23 protein-coding genes and 1 tRNA gene are annotated in these 22,758 nt (G+C 70.9%); 13 read left to right on the top strand and 11 right to left on the bottom strand.

Going from position 1 to position 22,758, the window contains the following annotated elements:
• The first annotated feature begins 110 nt into the window (after nucleotides 1-110).
• Nucleotides 111-956, top strand: coding sequence for a diacylglycerol kinase family protein (locus ACZ4EF_RS00695; protein WP_355336121.1), 846 nt, complete (start codon nucleotides 111-113; stop codon nucleotides 954-956).
• 31 nt (nucleotides 957-987) lie between these two features.
• On the opposite strand, the gene ACZ4EF_RS00690 is transcribed toward ACZ4EF_RS00695, so the two are convergent.
• On the bottom strand, nucleotides 988-1,470 hold the full coding sequence (locus tag ACZ4EF_RS00690; protein ID WP_355336119.1) for a GbsR/MarR family transcriptional regulator: 483 nt from the start codon (nucleotides 1,468-1,470) through the stop codon (nucleotides 988-990).
• A gap of 101 nt (nucleotides 1,471-1,571) precedes the next feature.
• Here ACZ4EF_RS00690 and ACZ4EF_RS00685 point away from each other — a divergent pair, with 101 nt between their 5' ends.
• Genes ACZ4EF_RS00685 through ACZ4EF_RS00675 form a run of 3 tightly spaced genes read left to right on the top strand, consistent with a single transcriptional unit; the run spans nucleotide 1,572 to nucleotide 4,239 of the window.
• On the top strand, nucleotides 1,572-2,672 hold the full coding sequence (locus ACZ4EF_RS00685) for an ABC transporter ATP-binding protein (protein WP_467502021.1): 1,101 nt from the start codon (nucleotides 1,572-1,574) through the stop codon (nucleotides 2,670-2,672).
• On the top strand, nucleotides 2,669-3,658 hold the full coding sequence (locus ACZ4EF_RS00680) for an ABC transporter permease (protein WP_467502019.1): 990 nt from the start codon (nucleotides 2,669-2,671) through the stop codon (nucleotides 3,656-3,658). Before ACZ4EF_RS00685 ends, ACZ4EF_RS00680 begins: the two co-directional genes overlap by 4 nt.
• Before the next feature lie 23 nt (nucleotides 3,659-3,681).
• Entirely contained in the window at nucleotides 3,682-4,239 is a 558-nt protein-coding gene (locus ACZ4EF_RS00675; RefSeq protein ID WP_467502017.1) for a hypothetical protein, read from the top strand.
• A gap of 100 nt (nucleotides 4,240-4,339) precedes the next feature.
• Here ACZ4EF_RS00675 and ACZ4EF_RS00670 read toward each other — a convergent pair whose 3' ends face one another.
• The 5 genes from ACZ4EF_RS00670 to ACZ4EF_RS00650 form a co-directional block, all read right to left on the bottom strand.
• Nucleotides 4,340-5,590: a cytochrome P450 gene (locus ACZ4EF_RS00670; RefSeq protein WP_467502015.1), complete on the bottom strand. Its 1,251-nt coding sequence runs from the start codon at nucleotides 5,588-5,590 to the stop codon at nucleotides 4,340-4,342.
• Nucleotides 5,587-6,420 (bottom strand): MBL fold metallo-hydrolase, encoded by an 834-nt coding sequence (locus ACZ4EF_RS00665; RefSeq protein WP_467502013.1) that lies wholly within the window; start codon nucleotides 6,418-6,420, stop codon nucleotides 5,587-5,589. The genes ACZ4EF_RS00670 and ACZ4EF_RS00665 overlap by 4 nt, the downstream gene beginning before the upstream one ends.
• Nucleotides 6,417-7,436, bottom strand: a complete 1,020-nt coding sequence (locus ACZ4EF_RS00660; RefSeq protein ID WP_467502011.1) for an NUDIX hydrolase — start codon at nucleotides 7,434-7,436, stop codon at nucleotides 6,417-6,419. Before ACZ4EF_RS00660 ends, ACZ4EF_RS00665 begins: the two co-directional genes overlap by 4 nt.
• 120 nt (nucleotides 7,437-7,556) lie before the next feature.
• Complete coding sequence (locus ACZ4EF_RS00655) at nucleotides 7,557-8,024, bottom strand: RidA family protein (RefSeq protein ID WP_355336109.1); 468 nt, start codon at nucleotides 8,022-8,024, stop codon at nucleotides 7,557-7,559.
• Nucleotides 8,021-8,182, bottom strand: coding sequence for a DUF4177 domain-containing protein (locus ACZ4EF_RS00650; RefSeq protein WP_188284144.1), 162 nt, complete (start codon nucleotides 8,180-8,182; stop codon nucleotides 8,021-8,023). Before ACZ4EF_RS00650 ends, ACZ4EF_RS00655 begins: the two co-directional genes overlap by 4 nt.
• Nucleotides 8,183-8,391: 209 nt before the next feature.
• Here ACZ4EF_RS00650 and bagA point away from each other — a divergent pair, with 209 nt between their 5' ends.
• Nucleotides 8,392-9,510, top strand: a complete 1,119-nt coding sequence (gene bagA, locus ACZ4EF_RS00645; protein WP_391159350.1) for an ATPase BagA — start codon at nucleotides 8,392-8,394, stop codon at nucleotides 9,508-9,510.
• A 3-nt stretch (nucleotides 9,511-9,513) separates the two neighbouring features.
• Nucleotides 9,514-10,848 carry an ATPase BagB gene (bagB, locus tag ACZ4EF_RS00640; protein ID WP_355336104.1) on the top strand — a complete coding sequence of 445 codons (1,335 nt, stop codon included), beginning with the start codon at nucleotides 9,514-9,516 and terminating at the stop codon, nucleotides 10,846-10,848.
• A gap of 71 nt (nucleotides 10,849-10,919) precedes the next feature.
• Here bagB and ACZ4EF_RS00635 read toward each other — a convergent pair whose 3' ends face one another.
• Complete coding sequence (locus ACZ4EF_RS00635; RefSeq protein WP_093716024.1) at nucleotides 10,920-11,252, bottom strand: WhiB family transcriptional regulator; 333 nt, start codon at nucleotides 11,250-11,252, stop codon at nucleotides 10,920-10,922.
• A gap of 397 nt (nucleotides 11,253-11,649) precedes the next feature.
• Here ACZ4EF_RS00635 and ACZ4EF_RS00630 point away from each other — a divergent pair, with 397 nt between their 5' ends.
• The gene (locus tag ACZ4EF_RS00630) at nucleotides 11,650-14,007 is read left to right on the top strand and encodes a transglycosylase domain-containing protein (protein ID WP_355336102.1); all 2,358 of its coding nucleotides are present in this window, start codon (nucleotides 11,650-11,652) and stop codon (nucleotides 14,005-14,007) included.
• 137 nt (nucleotides 14,008-14,144) lie between these two features.
• On the opposite strand, the gene ACZ4EF_RS00625 is transcribed toward ACZ4EF_RS00630, so the two are convergent.
• Nucleotides 14,145-14,603 carry a GatB/YqeY domain-containing protein gene (locus ACZ4EF_RS00625; protein WP_391042635.1) on the bottom strand — a complete coding sequence of 153 codons (459 nt, stop codon included), beginning with the start codon at nucleotides 14,601-14,603 and terminating at the stop codon, nucleotides 14,145-14,147.
• Nucleotides 14,604-14,867: 264 nt separating this feature from the next.
• On the opposite strand from ACZ4EF_RS00625, the gene ACZ4EF_RS00620 reads away from it, so the two are divergent.
• From ACZ4EF_RS00620 to ACZ4EF_RS00595, 6 genes are all read left to right on the top strand, one after another.
• Nucleotides 14,868-15,797, top strand: a complete 930-nt coding sequence (locus tag ACZ4EF_RS00620; protein WP_355336098.1) for a metallophosphoesterase — start codon at nucleotides 14,868-14,870, stop codon at nucleotides 15,795-15,797.
• Between the two features lie 35 nt (nucleotides 15,798-15,832).
• Entirely contained in the window at nucleotides 15,833-16,501 is a 669-nt protein-coding gene (locus ACZ4EF_RS00615; protein ID WP_467502006.1) for a Pr6Pr family membrane protein, read from the top strand.
• A 12-nt stretch (nucleotides 16,502-16,513) separates the two neighbouring features.
• Nucleotides 16,514-16,587: transfer RNA gene (locus tag ACZ4EF_RS00610), tRNA-Pro, on the top strand.
• A gap of 287 nt (nucleotides 16,588-16,874) precedes the next feature.
• Nucleotides 16,875-17,693, top strand: a complete 819-nt coding sequence (locus ACZ4EF_RS00605; protein WP_467502004.1) for a hypothetical protein — start codon at nucleotides 16,875-16,877, stop codon at nucleotides 17,691-17,693.
• 146 nt (nucleotides 17,694-17,839) lie between these two features.
• The gene (locus ACZ4EF_RS00600; protein WP_467502002.1) at nucleotides 17,840-18,544 is read left to right on the top strand and encodes a nucleotidyltransferase domain-containing protein; all 705 of its coding nucleotides are present in this window, start codon (nucleotides 17,840-17,842) and stop codon (nucleotides 18,542-18,544) included.
• 41 nt (nucleotides 18,545-18,585) lie between these two features.
• Nucleotides 18,586-18,726 carry a hypothetical protein gene (locus ACZ4EF_RS00595; RefSeq protein WP_467502000.1) on the top strand — a complete coding sequence of 47 codons (141 nt, stop codon included), beginning with the start codon at nucleotides 18,586-18,588 and terminating at the stop codon, nucleotides 18,724-18,726.
• A 646-nt stretch (nucleotides 18,727-19,372) separates the two neighbouring features.
• On the opposite strand, the gene ACZ4EF_RS00590 is transcribed toward ACZ4EF_RS00595, so the two are convergent.
• From ACZ4EF_RS00590 to ACZ4EF_RS00580, 3 genes are all read right to left on the bottom strand, one after another.
• Entirely contained in the window at nucleotides 19,373-19,567 is a 195-nt protein-coding gene (locus ACZ4EF_RS00590) for a hypothetical protein (protein ID WP_467501998.1), read from the bottom strand.
• Between the two features lie 719 nt (nucleotides 19,568-20,286).
• Nucleotides 20,287-20,499 (bottom strand): hypothetical protein, encoded by a 213-nt coding sequence (locus ACZ4EF_RS00585; protein WP_467501996.1) that lies wholly within the window; start codon nucleotides 20,497-20,499, stop codon nucleotides 20,287-20,289.
• A gap of 659 nt (nucleotides 20,500-21,158) precedes the next feature.
• The gene (locus tag ACZ4EF_RS00580; protein WP_355336051.1) at nucleotides 21,159-22,385 is read right to left on the bottom strand and encodes a helix-turn-helix domain-containing protein; all 1,227 of its coding nucleotides are present in this window, start codon (nucleotides 22,383-22,385) and stop codon (nucleotides 21,159-21,161) included.
• Nucleotides 22,386-22,758: the final 373 nt, after the last annotated feature.

Genomic DNA, 22,758 nt, shown 5'->3' with positions numbered 1-22,758 from the left:
GCATGTCCAACGTGCAGAGAGCCGTCGAACCTGCCCCGGAATAGACGAAGCCCCTGACGCAAAGGCGCAAGGGGCTCTTGCACCGAGATTTTACCTGAGGAAGGACCAAGGTGTCGGCCGTGTCTCCTGGGCATCCTCCCCCGGACTCCGACCGGGGGCACCCCCTGCTCCTGGTCATCGACCCCGCGGCACGCGCGGTCGACGGCGAATCCGTGCGGATCGCCAAAGATGTCCTGTGCGCGGGCGCGTACTCCGTAAAAGTTTGCGTCCCGGATTCCGCCGAGGAGGCGGAGCGCGCGCTGGCGCACCGCGGTCGCCGTCACCCTGTGGTGCTCGGCGACGACGCGGCGCTGCTGCGGATGGTGCGCGCGCTGCACCGCGACCGCACGCTCGGGGAGGCGCCGGTCGCGCTGGTGCCGATCGGGCCGCGGTCCGCGCTGGCCCGCGGCCTCGGGGTGCCGGGCCAGGTGCTGGCGGCGGCGCGGGCGGTGCTCGACGGCGTCGAGCGGGAGCTCGACCTGCTGGTCGACGAGAGCGGCGGGATCGTGCTCGGCACGCTGAGCATCCCGTGCGGCACCCCGGTCTCGCAGACCGCCGCGCACTGGTGGACGCCGGTCGAGAAGACCGCCCGCTCCCTGGTCCGCACCCTCACCGCGCCGATCCCGGTCAACGGTCAGCAGCCGCGGCAACGGCTGCGCGTGGAGGCCGACGGTGTGCTGCTGGCCGATCTGGACCAGCCGGTGCAGGAGATCTCGGTCCGCACCTCGCCGTCGGGCGTGGCGGAGGTCTTCGTCCGCCGTACGGAGGGCGCGGAGCACGTACGCGCGCAGGCGCGGACCATCACCGTCTCGGGCCGGGACTTCCGCTACCGCGCGGACTCCGCCGTCACCGGGCCGGTGCGCAGCCGTACGTGGACGGTGGAGCGGTCGGCGTGGCGGCTGACGGTGCCGCGCTGAGGGCGGCAGGAGCGTTTCAGCGGGCCGCGCGTCACATCGTGGCCTTGTGCTCCCGCCAGCGGTCCATCATCGCGCCGAGCTCCCTTTGCAGGAAGTCGAAGAAGGCGGCGGTCTCGGCGAGCCGCTGACCCGCGTCCGTCTCCTCGCCGACGGTGTCTATTCCGGTGCGCAAGGTGTTCTCCCAGCGGGCGAGGACGCCGCTGCGGCTGGTGAACGTCTCGTACCACTGGTCGTGGTGCACCCGGTACAGCTCGCGGCGCGAGCCGGGGTCGCGCTCGCGGTGCACCATGCCGACCTGGGCGAGGTAGCGCACGGCGCCGGAGACCGCGGCCGGGCTGACCTGGAGCCTTTCGCTCAGCTCGGCGGAGCTGAGCGCGCCGTTCTCGGACACGAGCAGCGCGGAGAAGACCCGGGCTGCCATCCGCTGCATTCCGGCCTCGACCATCTCGGCGGCGAAGCGCTCGATGAAGGTCAGCACCTCCGCAGGTCTCTCCTCGTCCCGCGGGTCCGCCATGGCCGCCGCCTCCCTCGTCCGATCCGCCCAAGTCACGCTGAGTGAAGTTTATCCGCTTCGTCATCTTCACAAATTTCTGAATGTACTGTAGCTTCACAAGCATGACGGACGCAATCATGGTGGCCGGGCTCCACAAGACCTTCGGCCGCACACACGCACTCGACGGACTCGACCTGTCCGTCCGCACCGGCGAGGTGCACGGCTTCCTGGGTCCCAACGGGGCGGGGAAGTCCACCACGATCCGCGTCCTGCTCGGCCTGATCAGAGCCGACGGCGGCGAGGCCCGGCTGCTCGGCGGCGACCCGTGGCGGGACGCGGTGGCCCTGCACCGGCGGATCGCCTACGTGCCGGGCGATGTCACGCTGTGGCCCAATCTCAGCGGCGGCGAGATCATCGACCTCTTCGGCAGACTGCGCGGCGGAGGCGGCGGAGGCGCTGCGCGCGGCCGGTGGCGCGGGCGCGGGGAGACCGGCGAGCGGGCCGACGGCGGTGCCGCGAGCCGGAAACAGGAACTGCTCGACCGGTTCGAGCTGGATCCGACGAAGAAGGGCGGCGCGTATTCGAAGGGCAACCGGCAGAAGGTCGCCTTGGTCGCCGCCTTCGCCTCGGACGCCGACCTGCTGATCCTGGACGAGCCGACCTCGGGACTCGACCCGCTGATGGAAGAGGTCTTCCAGGGCTGCGTGGAGCAGGCCAGGGACCGCGGGGCGACCGTGCTGCTGTCCAGCCACATCCTCAGCGAGGTCGAGGCGCTCTGCGACCGGGTCAGCATCATCCGCCAGGGCCGCACCGTGGAGACCGGCGCCCTCGGCGAGCTGCGCCATCTGACCCGCACCAGCGTCACCGCGGAGCTGGCCGCCCCACCGCGCGGCCTCGACGAACTGCCCGGCGTGCACGACGTGGACGTCAGCGGGCACCACGTCACCCTCCAGGCCGACACCGACAAGCTCGACGCCCTGCTGCGCGCCCTCGCCGACACCGGCGTCCGCAGCCTCACCAGCCGCCCGCCCACCCTGGAGGAGCTGTTCCGCAGGCACTACGAGGACCCGGACGTCGACGGTCACGCGTCGGCTGCCGAGGGCCGGGCCGGTACGCCGTCCGGACCCGGCGGGGCGCCCGCGACCGGTACGTCCGCATCCGGTACGCCGTCCGGGCCCGACGGGATGTCCGCGACCGGTCCGCGTAAGGCGACGCCCCGATGAGCGGCTTCGCGGGCACCGGCGCCCTCACCCAACTGGCCCTGCGCCGCGACCGGCTGATGATCCCGGCCTGGCTGTACGTGCTGGCCGCGTCCGTCATCGGCACCGCCGCCTCCTTCCGCACGCTCTACGGCGACCAGGCCGAACGCGCGGACCTCGCGCGCAGCACCAACGCCAGCGCGCCGCTGCGCGCGCTCTTCGGACCCATCTACGACTGGGACACGATCGGCGCGCTCACCGGCTGGCGGATGGGCGTGCTCGGCGCGTCCCTCACCGGGCTGATGAGCATGCTGATCGTCGTCCGGCACACCCGTGAGGAAGAGGAGACCGGCCGCCAGGACATGCTCGGCGCGACCATGGTCGACCGCCGGGCCCCGCTCACCGCCGCCCTGTCGGCCGCCGCGACCGCCGACGTCGCCATCGCCCTGGTCGTCCTGTGCGGCATGACCGTGCTCGGCCAGAGCCTGACGGGCTCGGTCGCGCTCGCCCTCGCCCTCGCGGTCGGCGGCATGATGTTCGCCGGGGTCGCCGCGGTGACCGCCCAGGTCACCGAGACCGCGCGGCTCGCCAAGGGTGTCGCGGGAGCCGTGCTCGGCGGCGCCTTCCTGCTGCGCGCCGCCGGGGACGCCGCGACCACCGACTCCTCCTCGCCCCTGGTGTGGATCTCGCCGCTGGGCTGGCTCGAACACCTCCATCCGTACGCCGACGAGGCGTGGTGGGTGCTGCTGCCCGCCGCCGCCTTCGCCGTACTGACCTGCGGCGCCGCGTACGCGCTGGTCGCCCGCCGGGACACCGGGGCCGGTCTGCTGCCCGCCCGTCCGGGACCCGCGCGGGCGGCCCGCTCGCTGAACGGACCCCTCGCCCTGGCCTGGCGATTGCAGCGCGGCACCCTGTACGCGTGGGCCGCGGGCCTGGCGGTCGCGGGCGGGGTCTACGGCTCGGTCACCGACTCCGTCGGGGATCTGATCGGCGGGGCCACCAGGGCCTGACCGACGCGTTCCTGTCGACCGCGATGGGCCTGCTCGGCATCATGGCCGCCGTCTTCGCCGTGCAGAGCGTGCTGCGGCTGCGCACCGAGGAGACCGGGCAGGGCGCGGAGGCCGTGCTCGCCCAGTCGGTCGGCAGGGTGCGCTGGGCCGCGAGCCACCTCGTCCACGCGCTGCTCGGGACGGTCGTCCTGCTGGCCACCGGCGGCCTGCTGATGGGCCTGGCCTACGGCGGCGCCATCGACGACATCGGCGGGCAGGTCCCCCGGCTGATCGGGGCGGCCGTCGCGCAGGCGCCCGCCGTGTGGGTGCTGATCGGGCTCGGCACCCTGCTGTTCGGCCTGCTGCCGAGGGCGTCCACGGCCGCCTGGGGCCTGCTCGGGCTCTTCGTGATGATGGGCCAGCTCGGCCCGGTGCTGCGGCTGCCGCAGCCCCTGCTCGACCTGTCGCCGTTCACCCACGTGCCGAAGCTGCCCGGCGGCGAGATCACCGCGACGCCGTACGCCTGGCTGATACTCGTGGCCGCCGGGACCCTCGCGGCCGGCCTGGCCGGGCTGCGCCGCCGCGACCTCGTCACCGGCTGACCCGCGGCGATCCGCGCAGGGGGCGTGCGCGCGGGGCCGCCGTACGGTCCTGCGCCCGTCCGCCCGTCCGCCCCACGGCCCTGCGCGCGATCCCGCGCCGTCACCAGGTGACCAGCAGCTCCTCCGGTCCGCGGATCACATAGCCGGGGCTCCAGGCGGGCTCGGCGACCAGCCGCAGGCCGGGCGCCTGGCGCAGGAAGGTGCCGAAGGACGCGCCGAGTTCGAGACGGGCCAGCGGGGCGCCGAGGCAGTAGTGGATGCCCGCGCCGAAGCTGACATGGCGGTTGTCGGCGGCGGGGCGGGTGACGTCGAAGCGGTCGGGGTCGGTGAAGCGGGCCGGGTCGCGGTTGGCGGAGCCGAAGAGCAGGGCGACCTCGGAGCCGCGCGGGATGACCGTGCCGCCGACCTCGATGTCGTCCAGCACCCAGCGTTCGAACATCTGCAAGGGGGTGTCGTAGCGCAGCATCTCGTCCACGCCGTCCCGCAGCCGGTCGGGGGCGTCGTAGAGGAGTTGGAGCTGGTCGGGGTGGTGGAAGAGGGTGAGCCAGCCGATGGTGGTGGTGTTGACCGTGGCCTCGTGGCCCGCGTTCAGCAGCAGCACGATGGTGGAGATCATCTCCTGCTCGCTGAGCACGTCCCCGTCCTCGCGGGCCGCGATCAGCGCGCTGATCAGGTCCTCGCCGGGGTCGGTGCGCCGGGCGGCGATGAGTTCGTGCAGATACGCGGAGAACTCCTCGCTGGCGGTGACCGCGCGGCGGGCGCTCTCCTCGGTGGGGTTCAGCTCGAACATCCCGGTGATCGCCGCCGACCAGGGCCGCAGCAGACCGCGGTCGGCGGCCGGGATGCCCAGCATCTCGGCGATGACCGCGACCGGCAGCGGCTCGGCGACCCGGGAGAGCAGGTCGCCGCCGCCGTCGGCGTGCAGGGAGGTGATGAGTCCGGCGGCCAGGCGCTCGACGGTGGGGGCCAGATTCTCCACCGTGCGCGGGGTGAAGGCCTTGGCGACCAGGCGGCGGATGCGGGAGTGCGCGGGGGCTTCGAGGTCCAGCATCCCATTGCCGTTGAGCGTGGTGAACGGCTCGTGCTCGGCGGGCGGCGCCTCGCGGCCGAACTCCTCGTGGGTGAAGCGGTGCAGGTAGGTGCGGCCCAGACGGCGGTCGCGCAGCAGGGCGTTGACGTCGTCGTAGTGCGGGATGAGCCACTGCCTGGTCGGCTCGAACCAGTGCGCGCGGCCAGCCGCGCGCAGGGCTTCGTAGGCCGGGTAGGGGTCGGCGACGAAGGAGGGCGACCAGGGCTCGAAGGCGGGTCCGGGCGAAGGGGCGGCGGGTGACGCGGGAGGGGTGGGTGTCATGGCAGATCGATGAGTCCGTGTTCGCGTAGGTAGGCCAGCTGGGCCTGGACGGAGAGCTCGGCGGCGGGCCACAGGGAGCGGTCGACGTCGGCGTAGACGTGGGCGACGACGTCGGCGGCGGTGAGCAGCCCCGACTCGACGGCGGTCTCGACCTGGGCGAGCCGGTGCGCGCGGTGGGCGAGGTAGTACTCGACGGCGCCGCGGGCGTCGGTGAGCACGGGGCCGTGCCCGGGCAGCACGGTGTCCACCCCGCCGTCGACCGTCAGGGCCTGGAGCCGCCGCAGCGAGTCCAGGTAGTCGCCGAGCCGCCCGTCGGGGTGCGCGACCACGGTGGTGCCGCGGCCCAGCACGGTGTCGCCGGTCAGGACGGCGCCGTCGGCCGGGAGGTGGAAGGAGAGCGAGTCGGCGGTGTGGCCGGGTGTGGGGACGACCTGGAGTTCCAGGCCGCCGGTGGTGACGGTGTCGCCCGCGGCCAGGCCCTCGTCGCCGAGCCGCAGCGCCGGGTCCAGGGCCCGTACGCGGGTGCCGGTCAGTTCGGCGAAGCGGGCCGCGCCCTCCGCGTGGTCGGGGTGGCCGTGGGTGAGCAGGGTGAGGGCGACGCGCTTGCCCGCCCGCTCGGCGACCTCCACCACGTGGGCGAGGTGGCCCTCGTCCAGCGGGCCGGGGTCGATGACGACGGCCAGCGGTGAGTCGGGTTCTGCCACGATCCAGGTGTTGGTGCCGTCCAGGGTCATCGCCGAGGGGTTGGGCGCCAGCACGCACAGGGCGCGGGCGGTGGCCCGCCCGCCGATGGTGGCCTGCGGCTCGCCGGGCGGCTTCGCGGCGGTCATCGGCCCGCTCCCTCGTCCTGGGCCCGGTCCGGGTCCTCGCTCCGCGCCGGGTCCTGAGCCCGGTCCTGGTCCTGAGTCTGGTCCTGAGCCTGGTCCGGGTCCCGGCCCTGACCCTGGAACTGGCCCTGGCCCCGGTCCGGCAGCGGGCCCGCCGTGCCCGGGATGAAGCGGGTGAACTCGTCGTGTCCCGGCCAGGTCAGGACGACGTCGCCGTGCTCGTCGAGGGCGGCGCGGGCCAGGACCGGGGTGAGGTCCCGGTCACCCGCGGCGGTGAGCGCGTCCGCGGCAGAGGCGTACGGCAGCAGGTCGCGCAGCGTGGTGACGGTCGGCGGCAGCATGCTCAGTTCGCCGCGGTCGTAGCCCGCGACGGCCTCGGCGGGCGGCAGCCACACGGTGTGGTCGGCCTCGCCCGACACGTCCCGCGTGCGCTGCCCGGCCGGGAGGGTGGCGAGGAAGAACCAGGTGTCGTAGCGGCGCTCCTCGAACTCCGGGGTGATCCAGCGCGCCCAGGGGCCGAGCAGGTCGGAGCGCAGGACGAGTTCGCGGCGGGCCAGGAAGTCGGCGAAGGACAGGTGGTGAGCGGCCAGCGCGGCCCGGTCCGCCTCCCAGTCCGCCCCGGTGATGTCGGCGACGACGGTCTCGGGGTCGGGCCCGGCGAGCAGCACCCCCGACTCCTCGAAGGTCTCCCGCACCGCCGCGCACACCACGGCCTGCGCGACCGCCTCGCTCGCCCCCAGCGCTGCCGCCCACGCCGCCAGCGACGGCCCGGCCCACCCCACGGGACGCTCGTCGCGCGGGTCCACGCCGCCGCCCGGATACGCGTACGCGCCCCCGGCGAAGGCCATGGAGGCGCGTCTGCGCAGCATGTGGACGGCCGGTCCGCCGGCGTCGGTGTCCCGCAGCAGCAGTACGGTCGCCGCCCGCCGCGGCGTGACGGGGACCAGTTCCCCGCTCGTCAGCGCCCGGATGCGGTCCGGCCACGAGGCGGGGAACATCTGTCCGTCGGTCCTGGTCATGGGCGGGATGCTACGTCCATCCGGCGCGATGTTCGAGAGCCGCCGCCCGCGGGGGCCTCCCCGCGACGTTCGAGAGCCGCCGCCCGCAGGGACCTCCCCGCGGGCGGCGGACCGGCGGACTCAGTCCGTCAGCTCAACCTGGACCTCGACCTCGACCGGGGCGTCCAGCGGGAGGACGGCCACGCCGACGGCGCTGCGCGCGTGCACGCCCTTCTCACCGAGGACCTCGCCGAGCAGCTCGCTGGCGCCGTTGATCACACCGGGCTGGCCGGTGAAGTCGGGGGCGGAGGCGACGAAGCCGACGACCTTGACCACACGGGCGATCCGGTCGAGGTCACCGATGACCGACCGGACGGCGGCCAGCGCGTTGAGCGCGCAGATGCGGGCCAGGTCCTTCGCCTCGTCGGCGGTGACCTCGGCGCCGACCTTGCCGGTCAGCGCGAGCTTGCCCTCGACCATGGGGAGCTGCCCCGAGGTGAAGACGTACCGCCCGGAGATCACCGCGGGCTGGTAGGCCGCCAGCGGCGGGACCACGTCCGGCAGCGTCAGCCCCAGCTCCGCGAGCCGCGCGTCGACGGCGCCGCTCACGCCGCCTTCTCCCGCTTGAAGTACGCCACGAGCTGCTCGGGGCTCATCCCCGGCACGACCTGCACCAGTTCCCAGCCGTCCTCGCCCCACGTGTCGAGGATCTGCTTCGTCGCGTGCACGAGCAGCGGCACGGTCGCGTATTCCCACTTCTTCGCCATACGGCGACTGTAGTGCCTCCCCGGCGGCCGTCCGGCACGGCGCTCCCCGACCGGCGGGGACCGTACGCGGACCACCCGCGGACCACTGCCGAGCCCCCCCGTTCGGCCCCGCGCCGCCGCCCCGGATCGACACCCGGCGGTCATCGCGCCGTCACCCCAACCGCACGGCCGCCCGAGTACGTGGTGCCTTCAGTGGTTAGGCTCGCAAGGTGAGCCCTCAACAGTCTTCCGCCGTCAGGCTCCACATCGTGACGGGCAAGGGCGGCACGGGAAAGACCACGGTCGCCGCCGCGCTGTCCCTCGCGCTCGCGTCCGAGGGACGGCGTGTGCTGCTGGCCGAGGTGGAGGAGCGGCAGGGCATCGCCCAGCTCTTCGAGACCGAGGCGCTGCCGTACCAGGAGCGGAAAATCGCTTCCGCACCCGGCGGCGGCGAGGTGCACGCGCTGGCCATCGACGCCGAGCTGGCGATGCTGGACTACCTGGACATGTTCTACAAGCTCGGCCGCGCCGGGCGCGCGCTCAAGAAGCTCGGCGCGATCGACTTCGCCACCACCGTCGCCCCCGGGCTGCGGGACGTGCTGCTGACCGGCAAGGTCTGCGAGGCCGTCCGCCGCAAGGACAAGGCGGGCTGGCCGGTGTACGACGCGGTGGTGCTCGACGCCCCGCCCACCGGGCGGATCACCCGCTTCCTCAACGTCAACGACGAGGTCGCCGGGCTGGCCCGGATGGGCCCCATACACAACCAGGCGCAGACCGTGATGCGCGTGATGAAGTCCCCGCAGACCGCCGTCCACCTGGTGACGCTCCTGGAGGAGATGCCGGTCCAGGAGACGATGGACGGCGTCGCGGACCTGCGCTCCGCCGGGCTGCCGGTGGGCGCCGTCATCGTCAACATGGTGCGCCCCGTCCTCCTGGAGGACGCCGCCCTCGCCCAGGTCACCGACCTCCCGGCGGGCGGCAGCGGTGGCGGCGTCGGCAAGCGGCGCACGGCCGTCGCCAAGGCGCTGTCCCAGGCCGGGCTCGGCGGCGCCCGGCGCGGCGGGGTCGCCGAGCGGCTGGTCGACCCGCTGCTCGCCCAGGCGTACGAGCACGCCGAGCGGGTGGTCCTGGAGCGCGAGCAGCGCGCCGAGATCGGCGGACTCGGCCTTCCCGTAAGGGAGTTGGAGCTGATCGGCGAGGGCGTGGACCTCGGCGGGCTCTACCGGCTGGCCGACAGCCTGCGCAAGCAGGCCGTGCCGGGCTTCGGCGGCACCTTCGCCAAGGACGGCGCCCGCGGAGAATCCGCCGCTCACCCGGACGAAGACACCGACACCGGAGACGAGGCCTGACCCATGAGCCTGGAGAGCCCCGTGCTGGAGATCGACCCGCTGCTCGACGACCCCAAGACGCGGATCATCGTGTGCTGCGGTTCCGGCGGTGTCGGCAAGACGACGACCGCCGCGTCCCTGGGCGTACGCGCGGCCGAGCGCGGCCGTACGGCCGTCGTACTCACGATCGACCCGGCGCGGCGGCTGGCCCAGTCCATGGGCCTGACCGAACTGGACAACACCCCGCGCGAGGTGGCCGGAATCGATCGGTCCGCCGGCGGTTCGCTGCACGCGATGATGCTGGACATGAAGCGGACCTTCGACGAGGTCGTGGTCCAGCACTCCGATCAGGAGCGGGCCCGCGCGATCCTGGAGAACCCCTTCTACCAGTCCCTGTCGGCCGGTTTCGCGGGCACGCAGGAGTACATGGCGATGGAGAAGCTGGGCCAGCTCAGGGCCCAGGACGCCTGGGACCTGATCATCGTCGACACCCCGCCGAGCCGCAGCGCGCTGGACTTCCTGGACGCGCCCAAGCGGCTCGGCTCCTTCCTCGACGGCAAGTTCATCAAGCTGCTGATGGCCCCGGCCAAGGTCGGCGGCCGGGCCGGGGTGAAATTCCTCAACATCGGGATGTCGATGATGACCGGCACCCTCAGCAAGGTGATGGGCGCCGGGCTGCTGCGCGACGTGCAGACCTTCGTGGCCGCCATGGACACCATGTTCGGCGGCTTCAGGACCCGCGCCGACGCCACGTACCGGCTGCTCCAGGCGCCGGGCACGGCCTTCCTGGTGGTCGCCGCCCCGGAGCGGGACGCCCTTCGGGAGGCGGCCTACTTCGTGGAACGCCTGGCGGCCGAGGACATGCCGCTCGCCGGTCTCGTCCTCAACCGCGTCCACGGCAGCGGCGCCGCGCACCTCACCGCGGAGCGGGCGCTGGCCGCCGCCGAGGCCCTGGAGGAGGCGCTGGAAGAAAATCTTGCGGACGGCGGCATTGTGGATCATCCGACCGGGAAGGCTGACTCCCAGCGGGCCTCCGCGTCCAGTCAGGCAAGCACCGCCGGCAGCTCGAGCGCCAGCGGCTCAGGCACGTCCAGCACTGCGAGCACGGGCAGCACAGCGAGCACGTCCAGCACAGCGACCGCGGCCGGTACCGAACGGCTGGCCGCCGGATTGCTGCGCCTCCATGCCGAACGCATGCAGGTGGTCGCGCGTGAACGACGCACGCGCGACCGCTTTGTGTCCGTCCACCCGGAGGTGCCCATGGTGGACGTGACAGCACTGCCCGGTGACGTACACGATCTGACCGGGTTGCGGGCGATCGGCGAGCAGTTGGCGGACGGTCGGCCCGCGGCCGCGTAGTGGTGCGAGGTCGGACCGCGCGGTGACGCGGGGCCGGACCACGTACGTGATGGTGCGGTTCTGACCGGTCGTCAGCCCGCGGCGGCGTAGTCGTCCTCGTCGTCGAGCGGGATGAGGCCGGTGCTGCGCTCGTACTCGGTGCGTGCCGTCTCCAGCAGTCTGCGCCACGAGGTCACCATGGGGCGCCGTCGCAGCAGCGCACGGCGTTCACGCTCGGTCATACCCCCCCACACGCCGAACTCCACCCGGTTGTCGAGCGCGTCCGCCAGGCACTCGGTCCGCACCGGGCAGCCGGTGCACACCGCCTTGGCCCTGTTCTGAGCCGCGCCCTGGACGAACAGCTCGTCCGGATCTGTGGTCCTGCACGCCGCCTGCGTGCTCCAGTCGGTTACCCAGCTACTCATGCTGGCGCCGTCCTCTCCCGAATCGAGGCTCCCCCACGGCGGCAAGCGGCATATTCACCGTTGCCAGTTGAGGACGTTACGGAAGGTAGGCGCGGCGCAACAGCCCTTTCCGGCCCAATCTTGCATGGCCCGAACGGACTATGCGTGCGCGGGAGATCACCCAACGGAGTGAGGCGGGCTTATGTGGCACCAATATCGGACTTAAGAGGCGAAGTAGCACACATCGTCTCGCCATAAGGGACAAGTCCCTCGGCATATGCCGAATTTCGGGCAGTTCTCATCACTCACAAGAGTGACGAAGGAAGGCAGGAACGCGCCCGACGATCGCGCCCTGTCCGTTACAGAGTAGGCGAACAGTTGGGCGCACGTCCGGGGAATCGCAACGTAGGCTGCCTCCATGGCACACAAGCGATCGGGCGGGGGGCTGAGCACAGCCCAGCAGGCCGCCAAGTTCCTCGGCGTCAGCGTGCTCTCCGGCGTGGTCCTCGCGGGCATCGCGCTGCCCGCCGTGGGCGCGCTCGGCCTGTCGGCCAAGGGCACCGCGGCCGGCTTCGACGACCTGCCGGGCGAGCTGAAGACCCCGCCGCTCAGCCAGGCGTCGAAGATCCTGGACGCGCACGGCGGCCTGATCGCCACGGTCTACTCGCGCGACCGCACCGTCGTCCCGATCGAGGACATGAGCCCCAATGTCCTCAGCGCCATCGTCGCCATCGAGGACTCGCGCTTCTACGAGCACGGCGCGCTCGACCCCAAGGGCATCCTGCGCGCGCTCAGCAACAACGCGTCGGAGGGCGGCACCCAGGGTGCCTCGACCCTGACGCAGCAGTACGTGAAGAACGTCTTCGTGGAGGAGGCGGGCGACGACCCCAACAAGGTCGCCCTCGCCACCCAGCAGACGATCGGCCGCAAGATCAAGGAAATGAAGTACGCGATCCAGGTCGAGAAGGAACTCGGCAAGAAGAAGATCCTGGAGAACTACCTCAACATCACCTTCTTCGGCGAGCAGGCGTACGGCGTCGAGGCGGCCTCGCAGCGGTATTTCAGCAAGCACGCCAAGAACCTGTCGCTCACCGAGGCCGCGCTGCTGGCGGGCCTGGTCCAGTCGCCGAGCCGCTACGACCCGATCAACGACGAGCAGGAAGCCCTCAAGCGCCGCAATACGGTGCTGGCGCGCATGGCGCAGCTCAAGGACATCACCCCTGAGCAGTCCGCCACCGCGCAGAAGGCGCCGCTCGGCCTGAAGGTCAGCTCGCCGAAGAACGGCTGCATCACCGCCGTCAACGGCGCGGGCTTCTTCTGCGACTACGTGCGCAACACCTTCCTCACCAACGCCGCCTTCGGCAAGACGAAGGAGGAGCGCGCCAAGACCTGGGACACCGGCGGTCTGACGATCAAGACCACGCTCGACCCCAAGGCGCAGGCGGGTGTGCTGGACGGCATCAGCAAGCACGTCTACAAGAGCGACGCCATCGCCGCCGCCGTCACCCTGGTGGAGCCCGGCACCGGCAAGATCGTCGCGATGGGCCAGAGCAAGCCGTACGGCTTCGGCAAGAACGAGACGCAGATCAACTTCTCGGTCAACGCCAACATGGGCGGCGGCCAGGGCTTCCAGAACGGTTCGACGTTCAAGCCGATCACGGCCGCCGCGGCGCTCGAAGCGGGCTACAAGCCGGACCAGTCGGAGCCGTCGCCGAACAAGATGACGTACCCCGACGTCACGACCTGCGACAACAACACGATCCACGGCACCGACGAGACGGGCAACGAGGACCCGTCCGAGGTGGGCCCGTACCAGATGCCCGAGGCGCTGAAGAAGTCGATCAACACCTACTTCCTCCAGCTCGAGAGCCAGACCGGGCTCTGCCCGATCGTCAACATGGCGACCAAGCTGGGGCTCAACCGCGCCGACGGCAAGCCGCTGAACCAGATCGCCTCGCTCACCCTCGGCACCAACGAGGTGTCGCCGCTCAATGTGGCCGCCGCGTACGCCGCCTTCGCCAACCGCGGCGTCTACTGCACGCCGATCGCCATCCAGTCCGTGACGGCGGCGGGCGGCAAGAAGCTGACGGTGCCCAAGTCGCTCTGCTCGCAGGCGATGTCGCAGAACACGGCCGACACCATCAACACGATGCTCAAGGGCGTCGTCGACGACGGTACGGGCGAGGCGGCCAACCTGGACGACGGCCGGGACACCGCCGGTAAGACCGGTACGACCGACGACCGGTGGGCGGCCTGGTTCGCCGGCTACACGCCGAACATGGCGGCGGCCGTGTGGATGGGTGACCCCAAGCACTCCAAGAAGATGAAGAACATCACCATCGGCGGCAAGTACTACCCGCTGGTGTACGGCGCCGACGGCCCCGCCCCCATCTGGAAGGACGCCGTCTCCGCGTCCCTGGAGGGCAAGCCGGTGCTCAGCTTCGTGACGGTGCCGCTCAACATCCAGGACAAGGGCAAGAACCCCCCGGCGTCGCCCGATCCGAACAACCCGGGCAACGCCACCAACACCGACGACAAGCACAAGGGCCGCGGCCACGGCCCCGGCGGCGTCACCACGATGGGCACGACCACCGGCGCCATCACGGCGGGCGCCGCCGGCGGCGGCACCAACGGCGGTACGACGACGGGTACGACCGTGGGCGCGACCGGTGCCAACGGCGCCACCAACGGCAGCCCCAACCCCTTCCCGACCTTCCCCGGCCTGACCACCGGCGGCGGGAACGGCCGGGCGGGGGGTACGACGGGGGCGACGTAGGGGTCGACGCGGGCCGGCGCAGGTCGACGCAGGTCGACGCAGGTGTGAGGCGTCGGCCCGCGCATAAGTGACGTCGTAAGGGGCGCCCTCCTGAGAGGGCGCCCCTTACGCGTGAGGTCTGCTGATGAGTGCGCGGATCAGCCCGCGAGCTGGCGCTTCACCTCGGCGGCGACCCGGCCGCCCTCCGCGAGCCCGGCCACCTTCGGGTTGACGATCTTCATGACGGCGCCCATGGCGCGCGGTCCCTCGGCCCCCGACTCGGCGATGGCGTCCCGCACGATCGCGGTCAGCTCCTCGTCCCCGAGCTGCTTGGGCAGGTACTCCGCCAGCACCTCGCCCTCGGCGCGCTCCCGCTCCGCCGACTCCGCCCGGCCGCCCTGCGCGAAGGCCTCGGCCGCCTCCCGCCGCTTCTTCGCCTCGCGCGTGATCACCTTCAGCACCTCGTCGTCGGAGAGGGTGCGCGCGGTGGTGCCCGCGACCTCCTCCTTCGTGATGGCCGTGAGGGTGAGCCGGAGCGTGGCGGAGCGCAGTTCGTCGCGTCCCTTGATCGCCTTGGTGAGGTCGTCGTGCAGTCGCTGCTTGAGCGTGGTGGTCATACGCCGAGTTTCGCATCCCTGCGCGGTGGTCGCGCCGCATATACGAGGGAGGCGGGCGGCGACTGCCCGTCGGGGGGTCTGTGCGGCTGGCCGTGGCAGGGTGCGCCCTGGCTGAAGGGCGCCCGGCTGGAGGGGGCTCCTGTCTGAAGGGTGCGCCCGGCTGAAGGGCGCCCGTTTGAAGGGTGCGCCCAGCTGAAGGGTGCGCCCGGCACCGGTCGAGGGGCCTTGGCGCGCGTACGGCCCGGACTCTGACACGATGGACGTATGCGCGCGCGATACGGAATTCCCCTCGGTGTGACGGCGGCCGGCGCGGCCGGCCTGGCGTACGCGGCCGGTTTCGAGGCGCGGTCCTTCCGCCTGCGCCGCGTCGACATCCCGGTGCTGCCCGAGGGCATGCGCCCGATCCGTATCCTCCAGGTCTCCGACATCCACATGGTGTCGGGCCAGAACAAGAAGCGCCGCTGGCTCCAGTCGCTGGCGGGCCTGCGTCCCGACCTGGTCGTCAACACCGGCGACAATCTGTCGGACCCCACCGCCGTACCCGAAGTCCTGGACGCGCTGGGCCCGTTGATGCAGTTCCCCGGCACGTACGTCTTCGGGTCGAACGACTACTACGGCCCCAAGTTCCGTAATCCCGCCCGGTACTTGGTGGAGAAGGCGCGCGGCCAGCACGGTCTGAACGGCAAGGACCGCGCCGCGCACGGCGTCCTGCGCAACCCCTGGGGCGAGCTGCGCGACGCGTTCGACGCGGCGGGCTGGGTCGGCCTCAGCAACTCCCGCGGGCAGCTCAAGCTCGACCACGGCCCCGTGCTCGGCCTCACCGGCCTGGACGACCCGCACATCAAGCGCGACCGCTACGCCGCGGTCGCGGGCGGCCCCGACCCGGACACCGACTTCAATCTGGCGGTCGTCCACGCGCCCTACCTGCGCGTCCTGGACGCCTTCACCTCCGACCGCTACCCGCTGATCCTCGCCGGGCACACCCACGGCGGCCAGATCTGCGTCCCCTTCTACGGCGCGCTGGTCACCAACTGCGACCTCGACACCGACCGCGTCAAGGGCCTGTCCACCCATACGGCCACCGGCTCCACGTCCTACCTGCACGTCTCCGCGGGCTGCGGCGCCAACCGCTTCACCCCGGTCCGTATCGCCTGCCCGCCCGAGGCGACACTCCTGACGCTCACCAGCCGCTGACCCGTCCCGCCGTCCGCCGTCTCGTACGGTGAGGCATGCCTGCAATCCCCCGTTCGTACGTGGCGGCCTTCCGGCTGCTGATCGCGGCAGCGGCGGTGACGGGAATCACCATCGAGTGCGCGCACTTCCCGGCGCTGCGGGTCTTCACGTACTTCACGGTCCTCACCAACGCGGCGATCGCGCTGACCTTCGCCTGGTCCGCGTACCGCACCTGGACCCGGCGTCCCCCGATCCCCCCGCTGATCCACGGCGCCGTCCTGCTCTGCATCGTGATCACCGGCCTCGTCTACCACCTCGTCCTCGCCAATGAAGCGAGCGACTTCTCCGAGTCCGAGGCCCTGGGCGCCCGCACCGGCGCCCTGGCCTTCTCCAACCAGTTCCTCCACACCGTGACCCCCCTCACGGTCGTCCTCGACTGGCTCCTGCTCACCGCCCCCGGCCGCTTCCCCTGGCGCTACGCCGGCCAATGGCTCCTGCTCCCCCTCGTCTACTTCGCCTTCGCCCTCATCCGCGGCCCCTTCTCCGGCTACCCCTATCCCTTCCTCGACGTCGACACCCGCGGCTACCCCGCCACCCTCCTCACCGCCCTCCTCCTCGCCCTCGCCTTCGCCGCCCTCTCCCTCCTCCTGATCCTCCTCGACCACCACCGCCCCGCCCCCCGAGGAAACCGGATTTCGCCCTCAGCCCCCCGTCCGCTAAAGTAAACCCCGTTGCACCGGGGTGTGGCGCAGCTTGGTAGCGCGCTTCGTTCGGGACGAAGAGGCCGTGGGTTCAAATCCCGCCACCCCGACGGTATAGCAGCAGGTCAGGGCCCTGATCCTCACTGAGGACGGGGCCCTGAGTCGTTCCCGAGGGCGTCTTGGGAGCCGTTTGGGAGCCGAACTCGTCAGCCGCCCCCGGTGGGAACGGCCCGGCTCGGCGGAAAGCCTGAAGCAACCCAGGCAACGGCGCTACCGTCACCCCACGGATTGTCGGCCGGGGGAAGCACGCATGCAGGGCAGACCAGCGGAACAGCGTTCGGGGGCCGTTACGAACCCCGGATCTCTCGTAGCCGGCGAAGTATCGCTGGCCGACATAATGGCCCGGCTCCAGCAGAGCCGCCCGGTCTTCCACTCCGAGGCGGACCTCCAGCACAGAACCGAACTCGGCGAGACGCGGCGCATGACGATCGACTTCACCGTGGGGACCTTCTCCAAGGGAGACGTGGAGTGGGTACGAAACAGGCTCGCCAACCCCGGGGTGCTGCGACGGGCCGCGACCTCCGCCCACCCGCTGCTTCTGCGCACCGTCGCCCAGAGACCCCGTCTGCCGCCCGATCCCATGCGCCTGCTCGTACGCACCGAGGACCCCCTGGTGGAAGACCTCTTGAGCGTGCATCACCCCGACACCCCGGAGGAGGTTTTGATGCGCGTCTACGCACGGCTCGGCGGCACCTTCTCCGCCTGGATGGCGGAGACGCACCCCCGTTTCCCCCGTGAGGGTCTCGCCGCGCGCTACGCGGACCACCCGGACGGCGACTTCCGACGGCTGGCTGTCCGGGACCCGGCCACCACACCTGCGCTGCTCGAACGGCTCAGCCGTGACCCCGTGGTCAGGACACGCCAGGCGGCGGTCGGCGACCCGCGCCTCCCGCTCCACCGTCTCCGCGAGGCGCTTCAGGTCCACAGTTTCGCCCGCATGCTGTGGGAGCTGGCCCCCAAGATCCAGTCCAGGCTAGAGGTCCGCCAGAACGCACTGGACGCCGCGGGCGCCGAGTACTTCGACCTCCTGTGCATCGGCCCGTCGACCGACACGGCGATCGAGTTCAATGAACTGGCCTCCAGCGCGGGTGCCAACCCGGCCCTCCCCGAGGACGATCTGGCCAGCGTCCTGAACCGCGCCGGCGTTCCTGCCTGACCGCCGAGCAGAACCGCCCAGCCCCGCGCCACTCGCCCTACGGCTCGTCCGGGAAGTCCCCAGATACGAAGGCCATGATCGACCGGAGAGGGTCTAGGGACGAAACCACGATGCGTGCGATCCACAGCTGATCGACAATCTCTCCCATGGAACCGACCGACGCCGCGCACGCCGTGGTCAAAGAACTCCACCCCGACGCACGGGCCGCCTTCCTCTGCGGCGGCGTCATCACCGACCGCCGCACGGCGACATCGGACCTGGACATCGTCATCGTCCTGGACGGTGAGCCGGCACCGTACCGGTTGAGCGTCCACCGGCACGGCTGGCCCGTCGAACTGTTCGTGCACACCGAGGAGACCTGGCACGCCTTCATCGAGCGGGAAGTCCCCACACGCCGGTGCCCGCTCATGTGGATGTGCGCCGGCGGCACCCTTCTCTTCGACACCGACAGGGTGGGCGCCCGCATCAAAGCCCACGCCGAATCGCTGGTCGCGGCCGGTCCCCCACCGACACCCGTCGAGGAGATCGAAAACCGCCGCTACGCGCTCACCGACCTCCTCGACGACCTCACCAGTTGCACCGACCCCGGCGAACGCCTCTTCATCTCCACCGAAATCGCCCGCCGCACCGCCGAACTCGCCCTCGCCGTCCACAACACCTGGAACGGCGGCGGCAAATGGCTCGCCCGCCGCCTCGACACCGCAGCCCCCGGCCTCACCGCACGCCTCCACACCGGCGTTCAGCAGGCCCTCGACGGCCGAACAGCACGACTCATCGCAATCGCCGACGAGGCCCTCAACCAGGCCGGAGGCCGTCTGTGGGCCGGCTACCACCGCAGTGGAAAGCCCTAGAACCGTCCGGCGCCGACCCAAGTAAATGGGCCGGCGTCGTCATGAGCTTTCTGACGTCGATCCGGGCGGCCCCGCGGCCCACCTACAAGTACAACTCCGCGTCATCAAGTGAGCTCGCCTCGGGCACGACCGCGCCGAGCGTCTGCTGCACGGACGCGTCCGCGAGCCGCGTGGTCTGCTGATCGCCGTCCGCTTCATGGATGAGGCGGAGGCCGTTCTGCCGGGCGACGCGGCGAACGGCTGAAGCGCTCGGGACGAACGCCAGCGTGCGGCTGGTTAGGGGCCGCGAGCGTGTCGTCGGCGTGGTCCTTCAGCGAGACGATGGGGAGGTTCTGGGCGTCACCGACCGAAGGAGCGCTTTCCTCCGCCCGCGAAGGCCACCATCGCCAGGCCGGAGGCGCGCCGCGTTCGATCGGGTCGTGACCGCAAGCTCTATTCATCGCGCGTGATCTGCGGCACATCTGTTGCGTAGGAGCAGGTAGCGCACTGGTTCGTGCTGCGAGTGCCGAGAACTTCGGCACTCGCGGCACGAACCGATTCCAAGCGGTGACGCTGATCACCTGCGGCCTCCCCTCCGAACCCTCCCAAACCCCAGTTGGTACCGGTCCGGGTCAGCAGCTTCCAGACGGGCAACCACCGTCCGACACGCAACTCCTCCATCGCGAAACGTAATTCCTCGTCCCGGCCCGCCGGATGATAGGCCGGACGGAATATTTCATCCCGGGAAGACATCAGCCGGCCTCCATTCACACGCGGTCTGAATTTTGGGGGCCCGATTACGGCCCCTTGGGCGCACAACCTCCGCATTGGCACGCCGGAGATGTGTGTCTAGAAGTGGATGCCGCCAATCACGTTGGCAACGTTCGCAATTCCCTGTGATATCGCCGGTGCCGCTCGCGACGCGGCCGCCTCAAAACCGAGCAGGGTGCAGACCAGCGCGGGCATCGGCTTGACTGCCTTCTGCCGAAGCAGCAGCACAACGACGATCAGCAGGACGAGAAGAAGCGAGACGCTAAGCGCCACCGCACTGGGCCCTCTCGCTGGTCTCACCGTGCATTGGAGTACATGCGAGCGCTGAATTGAGTGGTTCGGCGACAACGGCGAGCATTCTGGCTCCGATTGAGGGCGACGAGAAGAACACATGAGAGGTCGCGCGCCCGCTTGTGGCGGGCGGGCTGAGTGCTGGGAACCCGCCCGCCACAAGGGACTTGTGCGTTACCGCCCCGTATCTGAGCGTGCTCGGGCACAGGGCGGCCGAGAGGCAAGGCCGTACGGGGGTTGGGCGTCGGAAGGACGCCCAGGGCCTTGCCCATCGCCCCCCTCTCCAACAGGGAGGGAGGTGGGTCACCCCGCAGCAGGCAGACGGCCGGGAAGGTGTCCCACGACCGAAGTCATCTGCTGCGGGGCAGTTTCACGGTGTGCGGCGAGCCGTTGGGGGCCGTCACGACGAGCGACGGGTTCGGGTGCACAGACGTGGTTCAGCCGTCGCCTCGCCGCGCACCGTCGTGTCCCCGTAGCGCCCGGCACTGCGGCAGACGGCACACGCGTGCACTGGGCACGAGAGCTGTCGCGCGGAGCCGTCGATGGCCACCCTCGCCCAACCGATGTAGACCAACCGGCCCTGGCGCGTGCCGCATACGACGCCCGCCTTCCCCGACAGCCGGTCGCCGGAGACGTCGGCCGCGAGAGCGAGAACGACCCGCGCGTCCGTCTCCGGCGGCGATGTCAACACGGCCATCGCCTCAGGCCGCTGCCAGATCCGCGGCTCGGTTCTCTGCGTCGCGCCGGTCGATCAGTCGCTCCAGGAGTGCCCAGTGGAGCTCCATCTCGTCAGGGCTCAGCACCAGCTCGATCTCCAGCTCGGTGCCGTCGTCCTGGTGCAGGGTGAGCGGAATCGTCGCGTGCTGCCGACTGTGGTCGTACTGCGGGTCCTTCTTGCGAGGGGTGGCGTACACCGGACTGGCCTTCCGTTGAGTGATCGGGTCGGTGAACGATGCTCCGTGTCCACACCGTGCGCGCTTCCGACGCCGGTGCGGATCAATACATCTATGGCGCAGGGCGCGGCGAGAACCGCGGGTCCTGTTGCTCCTTGCGTGCCTTGGCAAGGGCACGTCGCAACGAGTCAGCCCGCGCGAAGACGCGTGGTTGAGTGGGGAGGCTGTGCCAGTGCAGGCCCGGCGGAGAAATCCGGTGGGCCGGAGGGACAACGACATGACACGAACGCCCGAGCGCGACGGTTGCCGGCTCGTCCCAACCCTCGCTGGCGCCTACGGACGCCAGGAAATACATACGCGGCTCAGGTCCCCCGTCGTCCAGAATCACCGGGCCGAGCTGCTGGCCGGCCTCGACCAGAAACGCGATGGCTCGACGGCCGATGGTTTCGGGCGCGCGGATCGCGTCCCACCACCTCCCCGCGGCACACAGATCGGCTTCCTCACCGATGGGCATCCATCGAGGCGGCCGAGCGGCAGCGCCGGGGTTGGCTTCGGACATCATGCGAATGGCCTCCTCACAACTGGCTGTGAGAAGACCATTCCATTCTGCAAGCGCCGTGAGCACACAGACTGTCCGCAGGTAACGCCCCCTCGCTCTCTTGACGAGACGTCAATTTGTGCTAGATGCCAGCCCAACTCGCGAACGACGAGAGCTCGTTGGACGGATGCGCGTCGATGCGGAGCAGCGCGCCCGCGGTCTCCCGTACCGACGGGTGGAAGCGTGTGTGGTTCGGGGCGAGCTTCCGCGCACGCTGGAGATCCGCGAACGCACCCGCCCGGTCTCCCACCGTGAGCTTCGCCGCTGCCACGTCAATGTGATGGTGACTCGACCGTTCGCCGACCGTCGATGTCGGCGGCGCCCACTCACCGCCCTCCGGCGCCCACTCCACCAAGCGGGCCAGCGCTTGCTCGGCGTCTCCCATGTCGATCATCGCGTGGACGTCGTGGATGCGGATGTTCGTCGGTCCGAACGAGGTCTCGTACGCGATGGAGTCCCGGTTGCCCGCCATCATCGCGATCGCTTCGGCCTCCCGGAGATACTCCCTGGCGGCGTCCGGCCGGTTCTCCCGGGACTCGACCACTGCCAGCTTGAGCACCAGGGCGCCGTCAACCGCCAGGGCGTCCTCGGTGAACGCGCGCTCGGGCTGCGTCCTCTCCAGTTCGTCCCGCAGCGCCAGAAGCTTGCGGCGGGCAGGCCCGAAGGCGCCTTGTCGCAACATCGCGCCGGCGACGAGATACCCAGCGGTGAACTGCATCAACCGGTCGCCGGACCGGTCAGCCGCCCATCGCACGCGCTCCAACGCGGTGTTCGACAGATCGTGGTGACCCAGCTTGTGGGCCAGGGAGTTCACCGCACGGTACGCTCTGGCCAGGTGCCAGAACGCCTTTCGCTGATCAGCCCCGTTCGCGTCGAGCGCCACGTGCGACAGCTCACTGATGATCGGCGGCAGCAACGGCCCCATCGGCACGTACCGCGCATCACGACGCAGCGCCGACACCTGGTCGACCTCCGACGCGAGCACCGCCAGAGAACGCGGAGCGATCTCCAGCTCGTCGGGGGTGTCGTAGCAGAGCAGCAGGCGGCGCAGCTCGGGGACAACGGCGTGCACCCCGTCCTCCGCCTCGGGCTCACCGTAGTACGGCTGGCCGGTCAGCACTTCCGGGCCGAAGTGCAGGGCGTTCGCCAGCGCCAGCATCAAGGACGGGGTGGCCTTGCGAGCGCCCGACTCCAGCTTCTGGAGGTAGCTCGGCGAGATCGCCACCTTCTGCGCGAGCTGCGCAGCCGACAGTTGGCGCGTCCTGCGCGCTATGCGGAGCCGGTCTCCCAGCGTCAGGTTCTCAGTCATGGACGGTTCGGTCCCTTCGAGTCGCAGCACTCATGACCAGCCTACGGACTTTGTCCTGCCCCACCAGTCTGATCGTCAACTGTTAACTTCCCGCTCCGATCGGGTGGTCGCCGCTTCTGCGGCAGTTCTGACTGATCAGGAGGACGATCGTGGACGGCAGATGAGGTGCGCACCCGGTCACCGCCGAGGGTCGAGCCGACGGCCCGGCCGCACACGCGGCAGGTTTTAGCGCCAGCGTGACCGAGCCGACCCGAAGCGCGAAGGCTGTGCTCGCCTCACGGCCCCAGTTCCGATAGCAGATCGTCCGCCCCCGTCAAGGGAGTGGGCGTCAGATTCCTGCGGACAACCTGTCCGCCCACGGCGCTCACGGATT

The sequence above is a fragment of the Streptomyces sp. NPDC025721 genome, assembly GCF_055558595.1.
This window is presented reverse-complemented; position numbering and strand designations above follow the sequence as displayed.

What these genes read in the sequence shown, in the direction of transcription:
- ACZ4EF_RS00595 (WP_467502000.1), top strand. Translation starts at nt 18,586, where the DNA reads ATGAGCTTTCTGACGTCGATCCGGGCGGCCCCGCGGCCCACCTACAAG.
- ACZ4EF_RS00605 (WP_467502004.1), top strand. Translation starts at nt 16,875, where the DNA reads ATGGCCCGGCTCCAGCAGAGCCGCCCGGTCTTCCACTCCGAGGCGGAC.
- ACZ4EF_RS00635 (WP_093716024.1), bottom strand. Translation starts at nt 11,252, where the DNA reads ATGAGTAGCTGGGTAACCGACTGGAGCACGCAGGCGGCGTGCAGGACC.
- ACZ4EF_RS00670 (WP_467502015.1), bottom strand. Translation starts at nt 5,590, where the DNA reads ATGACACCCACCCCTCCCGCGTCACCCGCCGCCCCTTCGCCCGGACCC.
- ACZ4EF_RS00685 (WP_467502021.1), top strand. Translation starts at nt 1,572, where the DNA reads ATGACGGACGCAATCATGGTGGCCGGGCTCCACAAGACCTTCGGCCGC.
- ACZ4EF_RS00680 (WP_467502019.1), top strand. Translation starts at nt 2,669, where the DNA reads ATGAGCGGCTTCGCGGGCACCGGCGCCCTCACCCAACTGGCCCTGCGC.
- ACZ4EF_RS00625 (WP_391042635.1), bottom strand. Translation starts at nt 14,603, where the DNA reads ATGACCACCACGCTCAAGCAGCGACTGCACGACGACCTCACCAAGGCG.
- ACZ4EF_RS00650 (WP_188284144.1), bottom strand. Translation starts at nt 8,182, where the DNA reads ATGGCGAAGAAGTGGGAATACGCGACCGTGCCGCTGCTCGTGCACGCG.
- ACZ4EF_RS00620 (WP_355336098.1), top strand. Translation starts at nt 14,868, where the DNA reads ATGCGCGCGCGATACGGAATTCCCCTCGGTGTGACGGCGGCCGGCGCG.
- ACZ4EF_RS00690 (WP_355336119.1), bottom strand. Translation starts at nt 1,470, where the DNA reads ATGGCGGACCCGCGGGACGAGGAGAGACCTGCGGAGGTGCTGACCTTC.
- bagB (WP_355336104.1), top strand. Translation starts at nt 9,514, where the DNA reads ATGAGCCTGGAGAGCCCCGTGCTGGAGATCGACCCGCTGCTCGACGAC.
- ACZ4EF_RS00665 (WP_467502013.1), bottom strand. Translation starts at nt 6,420, where the DNA reads ATGACCGCCGCGAAGCCGCCCGGCGAGCCGCAGGCCACCATCGGCGGG.
- ACZ4EF_RS00580 (WP_355336051.1), bottom strand. Translation starts at nt 22,385, where the DNA reads ATGACTGAGAACCTGACGCTGGGAGACCGGCTCCGCATAGCGCGCAGG.
- ACZ4EF_RS00630 (WP_355336102.1), top strand. Translation starts at nt 11,650, where the DNA reads ATGGCACACAAGCGATCGGGCGGGGGGCTGAGCACAGCCCAGCAGGCC.
- ACZ4EF_RS00600 (WP_467502002.1), top strand. Translation starts at nt 17,840, where the DNA reads ATGGAACCGACCGACGCCGCGCACGCCGTGGTCAAAGAACTCCACCCC.
- ACZ4EF_RS00675 (WP_467502017.1), top strand. Translation starts at nt 3,682, where the DNA reads ATGGGCCTGCTCGGCATCATGGCCGCCGTCTTCGCCGTGCAGAGCGTG.
- ACZ4EF_RS00615 (WP_467502006.1), top strand. Translation starts at nt 15,833, where the DNA reads ATGCCTGCAATCCCCCGTTCGTACGTGGCGGCCTTCCGGCTGCTGATC.
- ACZ4EF_RS00660 (WP_467502011.1), bottom strand. Translation starts at nt 7,436, where the DNA reads ATGACCAGGACCGACGGACAGATGTTCCCCGCCTCGTGGCCGGACCGC.